The 16546-nt window shown below is 58.3% G+C and carries 17 protein-coding genes, 1 tRNA gene and 2 pseudogenes; 13 read left to right on the top strand and 7 right to left on the bottom strand.

Going from position 1 to position 16546, the window contains the following annotated elements; genetic code table 11:
* Window positions 1-226 precede the first annotated feature (226 nt).
* Window positions 227-511: a DUF3077 domain-containing protein gene (locus ACA071_RS14295; protein ID WP_497640280.1), complete on the top strand. Its 285-nt coding sequence runs from the start codon at window positions 227-229 to the stop codon at window positions 509-511.
* Complete coding sequence (locus ACA071_RS14290; RefSeq protein ID WP_497644935.1) at window positions 508-774, top strand: short-chain dehydrogenase; 267 nt, start codon at window positions 508-510, stop codon at window positions 772-774. The genes ACA071_RS14295 and ACA071_RS14290 overlap by 4 nt, the downstream gene beginning before the upstream one ends.
* A 203-nt stretch (window positions 775-977) precedes the next feature.
* On the opposite strand, the gene ACA071_RS14285 is transcribed toward ACA071_RS14290, so the two are convergent.
* The 4 genes from ACA071_RS14285 to ACA071_RS14270 form a co-directional block, all read right to left on the bottom strand.
* Complete coding sequence (locus ACA071_RS14285; RefSeq protein WP_497644934.1) at window positions 978-1958, bottom strand: LysR substrate-binding domain-containing protein; 981 nt, start codon at window positions 1956-1958, stop codon at window positions 978-980.
* A 102-nt stretch (window positions 1959-2060) separates the two neighbouring features.
* Window positions 2061-3269 carry a DSD1 family PLP-dependent enzyme gene (locus tag ACA071_RS14280; protein ID WP_497645308.1) on the bottom strand — a complete coding sequence of 403 codons (1209 nt, stop codon included), beginning with the start codon at window positions 3267-3269 and terminating at the stop codon, window positions 2061-2063.
* A 74-nt stretch (window positions 3270-3343) separates the two neighbouring features.
* Window positions 3344-4738: a D-arabinono-1,4-lactone oxidase gene (locus ACA071_RS14275; protein WP_497644933.1), complete on the bottom strand. Its 1395-nt coding sequence runs from the start codon at window positions 4736-4738 to the stop codon at window positions 3344-3346.
* Window positions 4739-4755: 17 nt separating this feature from the next.
* Window positions 4756-5145, bottom strand: a complete 390-nt coding sequence (locus ACA071_RS14270; protein ID WP_497644932.1) for a c-type cytochrome — start codon at window positions 5143-5145, stop codon at window positions 4756-4758.
* Window positions 5146-5398: 253 nt separating this feature from the next.
* Here ACA071_RS14270 and ACA071_RS14265 point away from each other — a divergent pair, with 253 nt between their 5' ends.
* Window positions 5399-7024 (top strand): NADP-dependent glyceraldehyde-3-phosphate dehydrogenase, encoded by a 1626-nt coding sequence (locus tag ACA071_RS14265; RefSeq protein WP_497644931.1) that lies wholly within the window; start codon window positions 5399-5401, stop codon window positions 7022-7024.
* A 38-nt stretch (window positions 7025-7062) separates the two neighbouring features.
* The gene (locus ACA071_RS14260; protein WP_497644930.1) at window positions 7063-8100 is read left to right on the top strand and encodes an FUSC family protein; all 1038 of its coding nucleotides are present in this window, start codon (window positions 7063-7065) and stop codon (window positions 8098-8100) included.
* A 3-nt stretch (window positions 8101-8103) separates the two neighbouring features.
* On the opposite strand, the gene ACA071_RS14255 is transcribed toward ACA071_RS14260, so the two are convergent.
* Window positions 8104-8997, bottom strand: coding sequence for a DMT family transporter (locus ACA071_RS14255; RefSeq protein WP_497644929.1), 894 nt, complete (start codon window positions 8995-8997; stop codon window positions 8104-8106).
* A gap of 135 nt (window positions 8998-9132) precedes the next feature.
* Here ACA071_RS14255 and ACA071_RS14250 point away from each other — a divergent pair, with 135 nt between their 5' ends.
* The 3 genes from ACA071_RS14250 to ACA071_RS14240 all read left to right on the top strand — a co-directional run bounded on the left by ACA071_RS14250 (window position 9133) and on the right by ACA071_RS14240 (window position 10751).
* On the top strand, window positions 9133-9570 hold the full coding sequence (locus tag ACA071_RS14250) for an Lrp/AsnC family transcriptional regulator (protein ID WP_054046539.1): 438 nt from the start codon (window positions 9133-9135) through the stop codon (window positions 9568-9570).
* Between the two features lie 57 nt (window positions 9571-9627).
* Window positions 9628-9957: a YceK/YidQ family lipoprotein gene (locus tag ACA071_RS14245; RefSeq protein ID WP_497644928.1), complete on the top strand. Its 330-nt coding sequence runs from the start codon at window positions 9628-9630 to the stop codon at window positions 9955-9957.
* Window positions 9958-10064: 107 nt separating this feature from the next.
* Window positions 10065-10751 (top strand): hypothetical protein, encoded by a 687-nt coding sequence (locus tag ACA071_RS14240; protein ID WP_497644927.1) that lies wholly within the window; start codon window positions 10065-10067, stop codon window positions 10749-10751.
* Window positions 10752-10813: 62 nt separating this feature from the next.
* Here the strand turns inward: ACA071_RS14240 and ACA071_RS14235 are convergent, their stop codons facing one another.
* Window positions 10814-11485, bottom strand: a complete 672-nt coding sequence (locus ACA071_RS14235; protein ID WP_092280745.1) for a Bax inhibitor-1/YccA family protein — start codon at window positions 11483-11485, stop codon at window positions 10814-10816.
* A 123-nt stretch (window positions 11486-11608) separates the two neighbouring features.
* Between ACA071_RS14235 and ACA071_RS14230 the strand changes: the two genes are divergently transcribed.
* The 4 genes and pseudogenes from ACA071_RS14230 to ACA071_RS14215 all read left to right on the top strand — a co-directional run.
* Window positions 11609-11696: transfer RNA gene (locus tag ACA071_RS14230), tRNA-Ser, on the top strand.
* 205 nt (window positions 11697-11901) lie between these two features.
* Window positions 11902-12111 (top strand): hypothetical protein, encoded by a 210-nt coding sequence (locus tag ACA071_RS14225; protein WP_497644926.1) that lies wholly within the window; start codon window positions 11902-11904, stop codon window positions 12109-12111.
* Window positions 12108-12386, top strand: coding sequence for a hypothetical protein (locus ACA071_RS14220; protein WP_497644925.1), 279 nt, complete (start codon window positions 12108-12110; stop codon window positions 12384-12386). The genes ACA071_RS14225 and ACA071_RS14220 overlap by 4 nt, the downstream gene beginning before the upstream one ends.
* Window positions 12371-12769: pseudogene (locus ACA071_RS14215) on the top strand (IS21 family transposase); the annotation flags it as partial. The gene ACA071_RS14220 and the pseudogene ACA071_RS14215, both read left to right, overlap by 16 nt.
* Here the strand turns inward: ACA071_RS14215 and ACA071_RS14210 are convergent.
* Window positions 12729-13874 (bottom strand): asparaginase, encoded by a 1146-nt coding sequence (locus ACA071_RS14210; protein ID WP_497644924.1) that lies wholly within the window; start codon window positions 13872-13874, stop codon window positions 12729-12731. The pseudogene ACA071_RS14215 and the gene ACA071_RS14210 overlap by 41 nt on opposite strands.
* Before the next feature lie 629 nt (window positions 13875-14503).
* Here ACA071_RS14210 and ACA071_RS14205 point away from each other — a divergent pair.
* Window positions 14504-15520 carry a LecA/PA-IL family lectin gene (locus ACA071_RS14205; RefSeq protein WP_497644923.1) on the top strand — a complete coding sequence of 339 codons (1017 nt, stop codon included), beginning with the start codon at window positions 14504-14506 and terminating at the stop codon, window positions 15518-15520.
* A gap of 212 nt (window positions 15521-15732) precedes the next feature.
* Window positions 15733-16461 (top strand): annotated as a pseudogene (locus tag ACA071_RS14200) (transposase); the annotation flags it as partial.
* Between the last annotated feature and the right edge of the window lie 85 nt (window positions 16462-16546).

Here is a 16546-nt window from a genome sequence, read left to right as displayed (position 1 = left end):
CTCATTCGTGATCGGGTTTGACGGCTCGGCGGTTTTAAGGTGCGCATTGTCTTCCAACTTTGCTCGTGTACTCGTGTGCTCGACTCAAAGCTTAATGGTGACTGTGCGCGGGGCACTTTCGGGTGCGCCGGGTACCTTAGACCGGTCCGTCAACCTGCGCACAGTTGCCACCCATTCGTTTGACGGCGATTTTGTGGCAGCTCTTGATGACTAAGGAGCTACACCAATGACCAACGCAACCACAAAATCCACCCCCTTCGCCCGCTGCGACCACGTCGACCATCACCTTTTCGCCGTACAACCCGACATCCCCCTGCTCGACGCCCTGGAACACGCTTCCGTCTACCTCAGCTGCGCCGAAGCCCTCGCCCATCAAGCCCCTAACGCCACCCGCCCGGAACACATTCAGACATTACGCTGGGCCAGCAAGCACATGCTCGATACCGCACGCTCACTGGTGCAGGCCTCGATCGACGGTTTGCACGCAGCACAAGCGGGAGGTGAGGCATGAATGCGCATATGCCGATGACCAACAATGACCACGACATTCCGGTGTTGCTGGTGGCCACGCAAGCGCCGTTGGATGTGCTGCACAGCAATGCCGCCACCCGTTTTCTGGCGGTGACGCAGATGATGGAAAGCCTGGCCAGCCTTGATATCACGCAGGCCAAGGGCGCCGATGTGCAGCAACTGGCGCAGGCGGCGGCGATGTTGTTACGCGATGGCTGTGATGTGATGGATGTATTGGGGCGGCGGATTCGTGCTCAGGGTTGACCGTCTGAGTTGATGTTGTTTGTGCTGGCGTCATCGCGAGCAAGCTTTGCTCCTACAGAGGAGCTGCGGTATACGCGGATTTTGAGCACGACACTCATCCAATGTAGGAGCAACGCTTGCTCGCGATGGCGGTGAGTCATTCAGCATTGATGTGACTGACACGACGCCTTCGCGAGCAGCCTCGCTCCCACAGGGGGTTACCGTCAATTCGAGAACCACTCCCGCCGTTCATGGAAGGTGTTGCGGATCAGTTCGGCGAGTTCCTGCACCTCGGTCTGCTGCCGGGATTCAGCATTCACTGCCAGCCACGCCTGACGCTGCATCGGTTCGCTGAACAACCCCGGCAGCGCAATCAGGGCGCGGTCGAAGCGGCTGATGTAGCCGGGCAACAGGCCGATGCAGGCGCTGCAACGGATCATTTCCAGCATCAGTTCGTAAGACTGCAACTGCACAACCCCGGCCAGGCGTTGCTCCACCAGACGGTTCCATGGCCCGAAGCTGTCGATCTGCCGGTCATGCTGCCAATGCACCAGCATGAAATCCGCCAGGTCGTCGAGGCTGTCCGGCCGAGACGTAACCCGTGAATAACGTTTGGCGATGTGCGGGAAATAGTCCAGTCGTGCCAGGTGTTGCGGCTCATCTATTGCAAATGTCGGCCCGGGCAGCGGTGAGTCACCGGCTGCCAGCCACAGCACCACATCGGCGCTGACGGCTTGCAAGGCCAGTTCACTGTCCAGCGAGATGATCTCCAGGCGCACGCTGGCATTGCGCCGCAGCAGCGCGATCAGGTCGCGGCCGAGGATGTCATGCAGGATCGACTCGGCCACCGCCAGCCGGATCAGCGGCTGTTCGACCAGCGGCAATGTGCGTTCGTGGGCCAGCGCGATCAGTTGGGCATGCAGTTCCAGCCCTTCGCGGCTGAGGGTCAGGTTGCTGCCCTGAAAGTTGAACAGGGAGCGCTGCACCTGCACCTCCAGTTTCGCCAGTTGTTTGCGCAACAACGTCGTTCTGACGTTGAGGCTGCGCGCGGCCTGCATGAAACAGCCGCACCGGGCGCTGACCATGAAGTACTGCGCCACCTCGGCCTCGATCCCGGCTGCCTGCGCCAGCCAGGATTGGGGTTGCACGTCGGGACAGCGATAATCGCCAGTGTCCTGACGCCCTGCGGGTTCTATGAATGCCATCGATGACTCCCTGTCGATCTGGTGGGTTTTGCGTCCTTCGCGGTGGACCGCGCGTAGCTCTACGGATTGTTGCCAGAAGATTGCTGCACTTGTGTGTCAGGCTCAGGCGTAAACCGGCCAGGCATCGACAATCCTGCCGCCTCGCACTGCCAGCAAATCACCAAATTGCAGCAACACCGATTCAGTCTGGGTCGGGCGCAGGAACACTTGATCCTCCACCGCCAGGCCCACGGCGCTGGAGCCGTTGACCATTTCCTGATTGGAGCTGCGGCCATACACCCCGTTGCTCTGCAAACCCTGGGGCGATTCGAACTCGGCCATCCAGTTGCCGCCATAGATGAAAAACGTCTCGCGCTGATTAGCGTCCCACCACGAGAACAGCTTCGACTTGTCGTCCAGCGCCGGAATATTCACCGCCCCGGTGCTCTTCAACACGGGCGTGGCGATGTACGCCGCCGGCACATGGTCCACCAGCGATGGCAAGTCATAGTGCGTCGGCTTGAGCATCGCCGTGCCGACCGAGACTTCGCTGCTCAGACTTTCGTTTTCGTGCATGCGATAGCTCGGACTGCCGGCGGTGTTGAGCGTCAGCCCTTCACGCCATAGACCCGGATACTGCTGACGAGTGAAATCGACGCAGCGGTTGTAGATCACCATGACTTTGCCGAACAGTTCCTCGGGGGAACCAAGGATCCCCGGCACGCCCATGCCCACGAACGGGTCGTAGCCCATGAACCCGGCAAACGCCAAGTGTTGCGGGTGGGCGCTGATCAGCGTCAGCATCTGCCCGAGCACACTCAGGTCTCTGACGCCGCCACGGTGCAGGCCGACGTCCAGCTCGATGTTCACCCGCACTCGCGTGCCCAGGCCCTGCGCCAGCGCAAGGTATTGCTGTAAGCGTTCCGGCGTATCGAGCAACCACTGCAACTGCTTCGCAGGGTCAAACGGGCCTTTGTGGGTGTCATAAAACAGCTGCGCCGAACGCACCGGGAGCGGTTTGCCCAGCAGGATGTCGGCGTCCGGAAATTGCGCGGCGTCATGGTTGAGAAACGGTTGATGAAACGACATCAAGCGCTTCGTGCCGGCACGTTTGGCGATATACGCCAGCAGCCCCGGTGCTGGCAGGGATTTCTCCACCAGACGCAAGTGTTTGCCACCGCGCCGGACCGATTGCAGCACCGCGTCGATGTTGTGATCGAGGCGATCCAGATCGATCAGCATCACCGGACGCATCGGGCCGTGGGCCTTGAGTTCACGGTTCAGCGCGCGAAAATAATCGCTGTACGGCCCGCCCCGATCCCCCGGCCGCAGCCACGCGCCGACACCCACCAGCAAGGCGCCTACGCCCACGGTTCCAAGCAGGAAATTGCGACGATTCACGGCCATCAGTTCACCCCCAGAATCGATGACAAATGCGCATTGAGAAACCTGCCGCTGGGGTCCAGCGCCTGGCGAACCTCAACGAATTCACGCCAGCGCGGGTACAACGGCTGCAAGTTCTTGGCGTTGAGCGTGTGTAACTTGCCCCAGTGCGGCCGGCCGTTGTATTTCCAGAAGATCGGCTCGACGGCGGCGAAGAAGTTGTGATGGTCCATCTGGTAATGCTGGTGCACCGAGATCGAACAACTGTCGCGGCCCTCGAACATGCTCAGAGGAATGTCGTCAGCCTTCACATAGCGGTACTCGATGGGAAACCAGGTGCGCAGGTCCTTGTCCTGAATCAGCTTGAGAATTTCCCGCAGGCAGGCCGGGCCATATTCAGCGGGCACCGAGTATTCCATCTCGTTAAAGCGCACGGTGCGCACGTTGGCGTAGATGTCGAATGAGTCGCCGACCCGGTCATCGAAACTGGCGAGGTGGCGCAGGTTGTTAAGCATCGTGCGGCGCAGGTCGGGGAAGTCGCTGCCGTACTTGTCGATCTTCTCGATCAAGGTCACGAACTCGTTACCGCCCTCTTCATCCGCCGGGATCGGCGGTGTGGCCGGGTCGGCGGTTTCGTTGAGGGCGATCGACAAGGCGTAGTCGGAATGGGTCACCACGAGCATTTCCCAGTGTTGGTTTTCCTGTGAGTTCTTGTCGATGTCTTCCAGCAGCTCTTCGGTTTTGGCGATCCACTGGCGCTCCCGTAGTCGATACGCCGGACGGTTTTGCATTCTGATTTTTGTGGCAACGCCCAAGGCTCCGAGGGAGACACGGGCGGCGCTGAACACCTCGGGATGGCGCGTGCTGTCGCAGTCCAGTACATCGCCGCTGGCGGTCACCAATTGCAGGCCGCAGACGTGGGCCGAATAGGACTGAAAAGTCTTGCCGGTGCCGTGGGTCGAGGTGGAGATGGCGCCAGCGAGGGTCTGATAGTCGATGTCAGCCATGTTCGGCAGGGCTTGGCCGACGTCCTTGAGCGGCGTGCCCATGCGTGACATCGGCGTGCCGGCGGCGAACTCCGCCTGCAAGGTGCGGGTGTCGTGATCGAGCAGGCCGGTGAAGTAGCTCAGGGACAACAGCGTGCCGTCGGTGGGCACCAGGGCACTGAAGGAATGGGCCGAGCCGACCGGGCGGATTTTGCCTGGGGCCTGGCGAATCACCTGGGTCAGTTCATCGAGGTTTTTCGGTGCCAGCCGCGCCGCCGGCAGGCAACTCTGGCCACCGGACCAGTTGCGCCAGGGAATCAACCGCGGTGCACGCAGCAATTCGGCCAGCGCCGGGCTTGAGCCGAGCGCGGTGAAGGCACCGATGACGCTCGCCCGTTGCAGTAACTGACGTCGTGTCAGGTCCATCGTCATAAGTGCACCTGCTGATCTTATTGTTGGATGGACTGACCGGACATAAACGAAATCAGCGCCAGGAATTCTTCCTCCGAACACTGCATGCACAGTCCCATCGGCGGCATGCCGTTGTAGCCGTTGATCGCATGATCGAGCAGCGTGTCGGCGCCCTGCTGCACGCGCGGCTCCCAGGCTTTTTTATCGCCTGTCAGCGGTGCTCCGGCGGCGGGGTTGGCATGGCAGAGCTTGCAGCTGTTGGCGTAGACCTGGGCCAGTGCGGCATCGCCAGGCATGGCGTTGGCCGCTTCGCTGCGGGTGGCCGGCGGTTCTGGATCATCACCACAACCGCTGAGCAGCGTGGCGAAGACGCAGCCCACCAACGCAAAACAACGGCTAGGCTTTTCAGTGAATCGACGTGCCCGCATGGCAGTCCTCTCTTATGGCGCCCCTCAGCGGGAGGCTCCTTTTTATTGTGTTCAACGCGAGGTCAACACTAAGGCACCGGCGCGGCCGGGTTGAGGGCATTGGGGGCCAACAAGGGGGGCATCTGAGGCCATGACCCGCTCCGCCATCCATAGGACCGAGCGGCGCAAACGCTGAGATGAGTCATGACAAGCAAGGCCCAGGTCTGCTAAAACGATTCATCAGTGCATCACCCAATCCAGACGGGGTAGCGACATGACCACACCAAACATCCTTGGCAATCTGTTTCCCGACAGCAGCGACATCCCTGAAAAATACCGCCTCGACGGCCAGACCGAGCAACGCGAATACCTGGTAGACGGCGAACTGCGCACCTGGAGCGGCCCCCTCGCCCAGGTCCGCAGCCCGGTGTACCTGACCGGCGAAAATGGCGACGAACAAGTGATCCTCGGCAGCACGCCGTTGCTGGATGCCGAAACGGCTTTGACTGCGCTGGACGCCGCCGTCCGCGCCTACGACCGTGGCCAGGGGCTGTGGCCGACCATGCGCGTGGCCGAGCGTATTCAACACGTCGAAGCCTTCCTCGGGCGCATGCGTCAACAGCGTGAGGCGGTGGTGAAGTTGTTGATGTGGGAAATCGGCAAGAACCTCAAGGACTCGGAAAAAGAGTTCGATCGCACCTGCGATTACATCGTCGACACCATCAACGCCCTCAAGGAACTCGACCGTCGTTCCAGCCGTTTCGAACTGGAACAGGACACCCTCGGGCAGATCCGTCGCGTACCGCTGGGCGTCGCCCTGTGCATGGGGCCTTACAACTACCCGCTGAACGAAACCTTCACCACGCTGATTCCGGCGCTGATCATGGGCAACACCGTGGTGTTCAAACCGGCCAAGCTTGGCGTGTTGCTGATTCGGCCACTGCTGGAAGCCTTCCGCGACAGCTTCCCGACCGGCGTGATCAACGTGATCTACGGCAGCGGTCGCGAAACCGTCAGTGCGCTGATGGCCAGCGGCAAGATCGATATCTTCGCGTTTATCGGCACCAACAAGGCCGCCAGCGACCTGAAAAAACTGCATCCAAAACCACACCGCTTGCGTGCGGCACTGGGCCTGGACGCGAAGAACCCCGGCATCGTCCTGCCCGAAGTGGATCTGGACAACGCCGTCAGCGAAGCGCTCACCGGTTCGCTGTCGTTCAATGGCCAGCGCTGCACCGCGCTGAAAATCCTCTTCGTCCATGAAGATGTGGTCGAGTCGTTCATCGAAAAATTCAACGCCAAACTCGCCACCCTCAAACCTGGTATGCCGTGGGACAGCGGCGTAGCCCTGACGCCGCTGCCGGAAGCGAGCAAGGTCGATTACCTGCATTCGCTGGTGGCCGACGCGGTGAGCAAAGGCGCGACCGTGGTCAACCCCAACGGCGGTGAAGCCCGGGCGTCGTTCTTCTATCCGGCGGTGCTGTATCCGGTGAACCCGCAGATGCGCGTCTATCAGGAAGAACAGTTCGGTCCCGTGGTGCCGATCGTGCCGTACCGCCATCTGGACACGGTGATCGATTACGTCCTGGAATCGGACTTCGGCCAGCAACTGAGTATCTTCGGCACCAACCCGGTGGCGGTCGGCCGACTGGTCGACACCTTCGCCAATCAGGTCGGACGTATCAACATCAACGCCCAGTGCCAGCGCGGCCCGGACACCTTCCCGTTCAACGGCCGCAAGAACTCCGCCGAAGGCACTCTGTCGGTACATGATGCGCTGCGGGTGTTTTCGATCCGCACGCTGGTGGCGACCAAGTTTCAGGACAGCAACAAAGCACTGATCAGCGAGATCATTCGCGGGCGGGATTCGAGCTTCCTGACCACTGATTACATTTTCTGAGGAGACGCTATCTGAGAGCCTACCGCCTGCCACCGCTGATGCGCCGTTTGCTGCGTCCGTTGCTGGACCCGTACCGGCGCTATCGCAACGCGCGAGTGATCCACGCGGTGCGGGTTTCGCTGGGATTGCTGGCGACGATCCTGCTGACCACCGGCATCCACCTGCCCCACGGCGAGTGGGCGTCGGTGACCATGCTGGTGGTGATCGGCGGCTTGCAGCACCACGGCAACATCGGCAAGAAAGCCGCCGAACGCGCGATCGGCACCTTGATCGGGGCTGGCGTCGGCTTATTGCTGGTGGCGCAGCAGGCCTGGCTCGGCTTGCCTTGGCTGACGTATTTCGCGATGTCGGTGGTGTGCGGGTTCTTCTCGTATCACGCCATCGGCAAGGGCGGCTACACGGCGCTGCTGTCGGCGATCACCGTGTTTATCGTCGCCGGGCATGGCGACAACCCGGTCACTGACGGGTTGTGGCGCGGCGTGGACATTCTGATCGGCATCGCCCTTGCCCTGGCGTTTTCCTTCGCCCTGCCGCTGTACGCGGTGTTCTCCTGGCGCTACAACCTGGCCGATGCCTTGCGCGATTGTGCAACCAGCTACGGGCGGATCATCAATGGCTTGCCAGTCACCGATGACGAACATCTCAAACTCATGGGTCGCCTGAACACGGTGATGGTGCAACTGCGCTCGCTCATGCCGTCGGTGTCCAAGGAAGTGCGGATCTCCATGACTGAACTGGATGCCATTCAACGCAACCTGCGCATGTGCATCAGCACCCTGGAGATCCTTGGCAACACGCGTCCGGATGCCAGTGATCCGGTCGCCATGGCGCATCTGCAAACGGCGTTGAAAGCCGAACACCGGCAGATCCGCATTCAGTTGATCGGCATGGCCCGGGCCTTGAAATCCGGGGCGTCCCAGCGGCTCAGTCGACCAGTGGAGCTGCCGGACGCCAGCCTCGATGCGCCGGTTTACAGTCCCTTGGATGGTTACCGCTTATTGACCCGGCAATTGGCCGCCAACGTCGGTGAAATGCGCCAGCGACTGGCCAAGACCGCGCCGCGCTGGAACCTCTGAGGCTTACGGCGTGGCCACCCGGCGCAATTTCAGGCCCCAGCCCTGTTGCATTCCGGCGGCGGCCAGCAGGATCGCGGCCACACCCAGCCATTGCAGCGGTTCCAGGCGATGGCCGAAGGCGAACCAGTCAACAAAGATCGCCGCAATCGGGTAGATGAACGACAGTGCGCCGGTCAGTGCCGTCGGCAGTTTCTGGATGGCGCCGTAGAGCAACACGTACATCAAACCCGTGTGCACGATGCCCAAGGTCACCAGGCTGGCCCAGGCACTCGGCGCTTGGGGCAATGCCGAAAAGTGCGCAAAAGGCGCGAGTAACAGCACGCCGGTGCAGACCTGGACCAACGCGATCAGGTGCGGTGGCGTGCCGGTGAGGCGTTTGATGATCAACGCAGCAATCGCGTAAAGAAACGCCGCGCCCAGCGCCAGGCCAATCCCCATCAGGTAATCATTGCCACCCGCGCCCTGCTCGCCATGGGCGCTGACAATCGCCAGCATCCCGAGGAATGAAATGCCCAGCCAGAACAGCTTCTGCACGGTGATTTTTTCCCCGAGAAATAGCGCGGCCAACCCGACCAACATGAACGGTTGAACGTTGTACACCGCTGTGCCGATGGCAATCGATGCTCGGGAATAGGAGGCAAACAGCAACACCCAGTTGCCGACAATCGCCATCCCGCTGAACACTGCCAGCAGGAACGTGGTGCGGGTCAGAATGCCGGGGCGCAGGAAGCCGAACGCCGCGCAGATCAGCAACAAGGTGCCGGCACCGAACACACAACGCCAGAACACTACGTCCAGCACCGGCTGGCCTGACACCAGCACGAACCAGCCAATGGTTCCGGATATCAGCATGGCGGCGGTCATTTCGAATGACCCGCGACGTAGTGTTTTGTCCATCATCAGACTCCTGTGTTTGAGCGCAAATTATGCCAATCCGTCGACGGTCTTCTCCAGCGCAAAAATCAGGCTAAACTCGATTTCTGCCTTTTTTATCGAGGGCGTTTTGTCTAATTGCCTAATCGAGGTTTCGCCATGACCGACGACATTGATCAAGTGCTGATCAGCGCCTTGATGGAAGACTCACGGCGTTCGCTCAAAGCCCTGGCGCAGATTAGCGGGTTGTCATCGCCCAGCGTCGCCGAGCGCCTGCGCCGTCTCGAAGAACGCGGCGTGCTCAAAGGCTACACCGTCGAGATCGACCCCAAATGCTTCGGCTATCAGCTCCAGGCCATCGTGCGTATTCGTCCGTTGCCTGGGCAGTTGCAGGAAGTCGAGCGGCAAATCCAGGCCATTCCCGAATTCACCGAGTGCGACAAGGTCACCGGTGACGACTGCTTCATTGCGCGCCTGCATGTGCGCTCGATGGAACAACTGGACACCCTGCTCGACCGCCTCAACACCCACGCTGAAACCAACACCGCGATCGTCAAGAAAACCCCGGTCAAGCGCCGGTTGCCGCCGATGGCGTGAGTGTTGTTTGGGGCTGTATGGGATAGATTGACTGTTTTCCGGCGAAGGATTGGCGGTATGAAAACTCAGGTGATGTTGCTGGTGGCATTGATGCTGGCGGGTTGCGGCACTGTTCAAACGGTGGTGCGCAGTGACGAAGCAGCGGCAAAGAGTCTCAAGGAGAAAAGAAGCTACTGCGGTGCGGTTCCACGGATCTACAGTGGCGTGACCTATGATTTCTGCACCCTGCATGCGCCGCTGGAGGCAGGCGTCGATCCGGAGAAATACAACAACGGAACGATCTTTGTGTTGATCGATGTGGTCATTTCCGGCGCGCTCGACACCATGCTGCTGCCCTACACCATCTATCGCCAACAAGCCGATGGCAGCATTGTCGTGGCGGAGTAAGGGACGTCCTCTTCCTGATCGCAATAAGGTTTGCGCTTTCACCACTCTTCATACACCGCTAGAGTGCGCACCCTATTGCCGCCCGGCAATACTACAAGGAAGTACTTATGCGCCCGTTACTACGGCACCTCTGTCCCCGTGCCGTACCTCGTTTCGTCCGCAACTTGCTACTGGGAAGCCTGATTTTGCAAGCAACAGGCTGCGCGATGTTTTCCAATCACGTGACCCTCAAGACCGAGATGCCCGCCCAGTTTGTCGTGGACGTGACCGCCTCCTACCGCCCGCTGTTCACAAGTCTATGCATCTTGCCCGACGATTACGCCGGAGAGCCCGATCCTGACAAAGCGATGTTTTACAGTCAGCTTTACCCCACACCTCACACCTCTGAATTCGAGGTGGAGCTGGGTAAAAGAGTCGGCGATTGCACGCTGGTGCTCAACAGTTTTGATTTCACGATCTGGGATCGGTCACAGACCGGCCGCAACACGTTTGACACCTCCACCGTTGGGCTTGAAGTCGAAACATTCCTGAAGGAGGACGAGCAGCTAGCGACCAGGCTGGACGAGCAATTGCTTGAAGTACGCTGCCATTGGGAAGACGCGGACGCCATGAGTCACCCTGAACGAAAACTTGAATGTCACGGCCTGGATGCCAACAGGCAGGAGCGAAAAGGCTGGCAGCTGGGCATGTTGAAAATGAGGCAGCTGCAGGGCCTGACGTTGCGGCTGAAAGTCAGCGCCGCCGACATCGATGAAAAATCCCGGCCTCTGAAATCAAGCGTACCTATTAGGTAGTCGAAGAGGCGCCCATAAAAAAACCCGCCGAAGCGGGTTTTTTTATGACTCAGGGCTTGCGATCAATCATCGCGGCTCATGATGCCGAAGATCTGCAACAAGCTGATGAACAGGTTGTAGATCGATACATACAGGCTGATGGTCGCCATGATGTAGTTACGCTCGCCGCCATGAATGATGGCGCTGGTCTGGAACAGAATGCAGACCGAGGAAAACAGCACGAAACCTGCGCTGATCGCCAGTTGCAGACCGCTGATCTGGAAGAAGATGCTTGCCAGCGTCGCGCCCAGCAACACGAAGAACCCGGCGGTGATGAAACCACCGAGGAAGCTCATGTCCTTGCGAGTGATCAGCACATAGGCCGACAGACCGCCGAACACCAGCGCAGTCATCGCGAAAGCGGAACTGACCACTTCCGCCCCGCCCTGCATGCCCAGGTAACGGTTGAGGATCGGGCCGAGCAGGAAACCCATGAAACCGGTCAACGCAAAGGCCGACACCAGGCCCCAGGCCGAGTCACGGAGCTTGTTGGTAAGGAAGAAAAGGCCGTAGAAGCCGATCAGCACCACGAAAATGTTCGGGTAGCCGACGCGCATCTGCTGAGCAACGAACGCCATCACACCGCTGAATGCGAGGGTGAGAGCGAGCAAGCCGTACGTGTTGCGCAGGACGCGGCTAACCTCTAGCTGCTCAGCCTGCACGCTGTTATTAACTGCGTAATCCTGTTCGCGCATGGCGACACTCCTGTTGGTTTGAAACGTTCAGTGGCAAAGATCATAACAGACGCTCTGTAACAAGCCATGCAGAGAGTTTGACAGTGTGTTTCATTCAGGTATTATGGCGCCCGCAACGCAAACGGAGGTGTGGCCGAGTGGTTTAAGGCAACGGTCTTGAAAACCGTCGACTGTAACAGGTCCATGAGTTCGAATCCCATCGCCTCCGCCATCTTGAATACGTTAGAGCCCTGATTAGTCAGGGCTTTTTCGTTTCTGGGGTTTGGTGAAATCGTCTCCGCTCAGCATGTGTTCCATAACTATTCTGGAACCGTTCCATAACCAAGCTCATTTTCCCCTCTTCCGGCGTCCTGCCGATCGTTAAATATCCTTCATGTAACACGATGCTACGCTAACCTTTTAACCGAAGATTCGCGATGCCCCATTCAGACCTGCTCCCCCCTCTGCGGTACAAGATCAACGAAAACCAACTAGCCCTTGAAGCGGCCATTCTGGAGCTGACCAACTGGGTCGAAGCGCGCGGCTCAGCCGATGTTGCCGACAACGTGCGCAGTGCCCTGGACGCCATAGACAAGAACGAGGAACTCATCAAAATGACGCTTCCGCTGATGATGGCGCCGGAGTGACTGCAATCGACCAAAAGCAGACGGTCAGCGCGGTTCTGGTTTCGCCCGATAGCGAATGCTCACAGCAGCAGATGCATGCCAACTCTAGCCATTCACCGCATGACCCAGCGGTAGTGATGTTCCTCTCTACTGAGCACTATCCCAATCTTATTTCTTGGCCGGGATGGAAAGTCGAGCAACTTTGGTCACAGCGAGTGGTACCTCATGTAGAGGTAGGTTTTCCTGGAGATGTTAGCCTGCAAGGAGCGGTCGAAATGATGCCGATGCCGCAATGATTGCCAACCACAAGCGCCTCTTTGATCGAGGTCAGGTCAGTTTTGGCTGGCAGAATTACATCCCATTCATCGAAGGGGACCTAAGACGTCACAGCAACGGTGGTCGGATCATGATGCAGGTACTGGCGGCTGTGCCCATTGCCGGTTTCGACCCGGTGCTGGTAGCGGTAAAACGGGTGCTTGAGTCGGGAAGTCTGAACGCCGATCACATCTTAAATGTTCTCGCCCGACTCCCCGCTACTGCACCGCCGCTTCTCGTAGAAACCAGCCTGCAACTCAAGATGGCTCCCGTCGCGGCCCACGGAGAAGCTTCGACGGCACCCTCGAATCCACGCACTAGTACTAGCGATCAAATGCGGCTTGAAGTTCTGCCTGACTGCTGATACCGCTCTGCAGCAAGAGCATGAGAAGCAGGCGCGCCTTTTGAGGGCTCAGATCGCCGGCCATCACTGCACCTGCTTCGTAGCTGGTCTTGCCGCCGCCGACGAAACCATAGACTGGCATCGTGCGGCCGTTGGGTACTCGGGTCGCAACCACCACCGGTACGTTCTTCGAAAGAGCGTACTTGACCGCCTCGAACATAGAGACGTTCATGTTGCCCATGCCAACAGCTTGCACCACGATGCCTTTGGCACCCTGGTCGACGGCATAGCGCAGCAGCGACCCATCGGCCCCACCGAACATGGCTAGAATCTCTACGCGCGGCATCTCTGCGGTACCGATGTCGATATGCTGGCGGCGCAGCGGTGCGTTAGTGAAGATGACCTTGTCCTCCCAGACCTCGCCAAGAAAGCCGAAGTCACCAGACTTGAAGGTCTCGACATCTCCTGTGTGAGTCTTGGTGACGCTGCGCGCCGCATTGATCTGGTTGTTCATCGCCAACATCACGCCCTTGCCGCGGGCTTGAGCCGTGGTAGCAATGCGGATGGCATTGAGCAGGTTTCGCGGACCATCGAAATCGGGCGAGGATGCATTATGCTGCGCACCGATCAGGATCACCGGTTTGTCGGACTTGACGGTCAGGTCCAGCCAGTAAGCCGTTTCCTCCATCGTATCGGTGCCGTGCGCGATGACGACGCCGGCGACCTCGGGACGCGCGAGCGCATCATCAACGGCCTTAGTGAGACGTGTCCACCACTTCGCTTCGACATAGTTGGCCGACATGTTCGAGAAGTTGTTGACTTCGACGATCGCGTATTTGCCGGCATCCGGCACCGTCTGCATCAGGTCATCTCCCGAAATTGCGGGGACGACGCCTTTGGTCACCGGGTCGATCTTCATGGCTATCGTCCCGCCCGTGGCGATGAATTGCACCACAGGTTGTGCTTGGGCCGATGCATCCATCGCCGCGAGGCATATCGCCAAAGTTACAAGCGTTTTTCTCAATGTCCTCATGCATGAATAGTTGCGCCCGTTGGCAACCTGGGTGGTTTTATCGCCATATCGCGTAGCCGAAGCGCTGAGAAGGGTTCCGATCGAAACTTCCATTCATCCATCCAAATTTTTTGTTGTGTTGGGATTGGGTTTTCAAGCAGCAATGAGAATGTTGTTGCGACAAATCTTATGCGCTGCTGGTACCAGCGTCTATCTCACACGAGAAATCTGAACATTCAGAAGGGGCATGGATGAAGACAATTGAACAGTTGTGAACGGGGACACTCTCCATAGAGTCCCATAGCAGAATGGGAACCACGAAAAGGATTGACCAGCGATAATCACATACATCAGCTAATTTCTATCAGAGGTCGAGTTAGTCGCTTGATGAGGTTTTCTTGTGCAGGAAGGCAGACGGCGTGTGGCAGCCAGTCGAGCGTGGCGCGAAGTGAACGACTTCACTCGGTCGCTTTTTACCTGTCACGACTGACCGCTTTGGGTTGAAAGCGGTCAGTCATGGATGGCTACTTTCGGTGATTTTTTGACAGATTACCCTCACCCTCTATAGTCAGTTTGCGACCTGCGGGAAGGAATCCCAAGCCGTCAGATTGAGCATGGAGCTAGGCCGGTTCGTATCTTTTAACGTGGGTTCCTTCACTAGTGAGTACGCAGGTCACAACGCGAAAAACGTTGTTTCCTCCCGGCAAACGCCTGGGAAATCACTATGGAAAAGGAGCTTCACAATGTCTCAATCCGATATCTGGTCCGGCACAATCGATGCAAAGCTGGAGAGCGGCAAAAAGACAGGTTTCACGGTTAAGAAGGGCGACGTCATTACGATTATCGCCTCGGGATGGGTAGAGCGTGGCTCAAGTAGGGCCTACGGTCCTCAAGGGGATGAGAGTCTCGTTGGTTCGTACAAGCCTGCCGGGTTGGTCTATCCGGACGGACTTGTCGGTGCACTCCTGATGAAGATCGGCGATGACTATCTCACTCCGGTCAATACGGGCGTGTTCCGCTGGACAGTACCTACCGACGGAGAACTCACCTTTCTCATCAATGATTTGGCGGGAGATTACGGGAACAACAGCGGCTCATTCAACGTCAGCGTCGAGAAGAAAACGGTCACCACTGAGCCAACAGCCGATGTGCTCAAATATGGCGACAAAGTCCGCTTTCTCAACGGCTATGCCAATTGGAACGGCGGCTATCTCTCTATTTATGACAGTTCCAAAGAGGTGGGCGCCAAGTATGATGTTGTGTCCGTTCTCTCACCAGAAAAAGAAGGCCCCATCGACACCTGGTTGATCGGATCCGCAACGGGTAAGCCAGACGGTGACAGGGTGCGCTCTGGCGATACCATCAGGCTATTGAATCTGTACGGAGACGGCCCGGGATACAGCGACAAAAACGGTGGCGGCTACCTCGATACGAACAATCACGCCACCTCACCAGAGCTTTACAATGTCTCCACTGCGGAAAAGGCGAACCGCGGCGTTGAAAAAACCGGTCACAAAACTCTCGATTGGGTCGTAATGTACGGTGCTGTCGGCTCACAGATCTATATTGGGGACCCGATCAGCCTCAGGAACGAATACAACAATTCTCAAGGTGGATACCTGGATACCTGTAATCATTTCGCAGGAAGAAAGACCATTGGTTATCACGTCTATACAAACCGCTCGCCGAACAGGGCCGGTGTCGGCACCGGAAGCTGGAAAGTACTGCGGGCCATAACATCTGGCCCAACAGCTCGATAGGCAGCGGCCTAGTCTCCACAAAACGTTTATTGCCATTCACAACTGATTCAAACGACCCCTTGGTGACAAGGGGTCAACCAACTTCGGGCCGCGACTAATCGTCGAATCCGTCGAGATCAGACCGCCCCGCACGTCCGCTATGGGTCCAGGCTGTGTGAAAACGCCAGTGATTGTCTAACCTTCTGATCGTCGAGATCGTAGCGGGGGCGATCATGAAGCGATTCATTGAAGGTGAGGCTCGGACGCAAGTCACGTTGCTGCCGGAGTGTCTGGACGATCACGTAGCCGAAGAAAATCCAGTGCGCGTGGTTGATGTTTTCGTCGATGAACTCGACCTGGGCGCACTTGGCTTTGAGGGCGTCGCCCCTGCCGCAACAGGGCGTCCGGCCTACCATCCAGCGATATTGCTGAAGATCTATATCTACGGCTATCTCAATCGGATTCAGTCCAGCCGCCGGCCTGAGCGTGAGGCCGAACGCAACGTCGAGTTGATGTGGTTAACGGGGCGCTTGGCTCCGGACTTCAAAACCATTGCCGACTTTCGCAAAGACAACGGCAAAGCCATCCGCAGCGTATGCCGCCAGTTCGTAGTTCTTTGCCGCAACCTCAATCTCTTCTCTCAGTCGATCATCGCCATCGACGGCAGCAAATTAAAGGCCGTCAATAATCGCGACCGCAACTTCACTCAGGGCAAGGTGAAGGCACGTATGCAGCAGATCGAGCAGAGCATTGATCGATATCTGGCGGCGATGGATTCAGCGGATCGGGCAACGCCTGAAGTGGCCGAGGCCAAAGCAGAGCGGCTGAAAGAAAAGATAGAAACACTGAAAAAGTAGATGCAGAAACTCAAAGAAATCGAGGCGCAGCTCCACGAAAGTCCAGACCAGCAGATCTCCCTCACAAACCCAGATGCACGCTCAATGGCCACGAGCGGCCGAGGCACCGGATGGGGTACCGACCGTAAGAGTCAAGAACTGATGGCGCAGGAGCTTGAATTGCTCCAACTATATTTAAGGACGGCTGGAG

It is taken from the genome of Pseudomonas sp. LBUM1646 (genome assembly GCF_059716165.1).
Note: the sequence above shows the minus strand (reverse complement) of the source record. Positions and strands in the feature narration are given on the sequence as shown.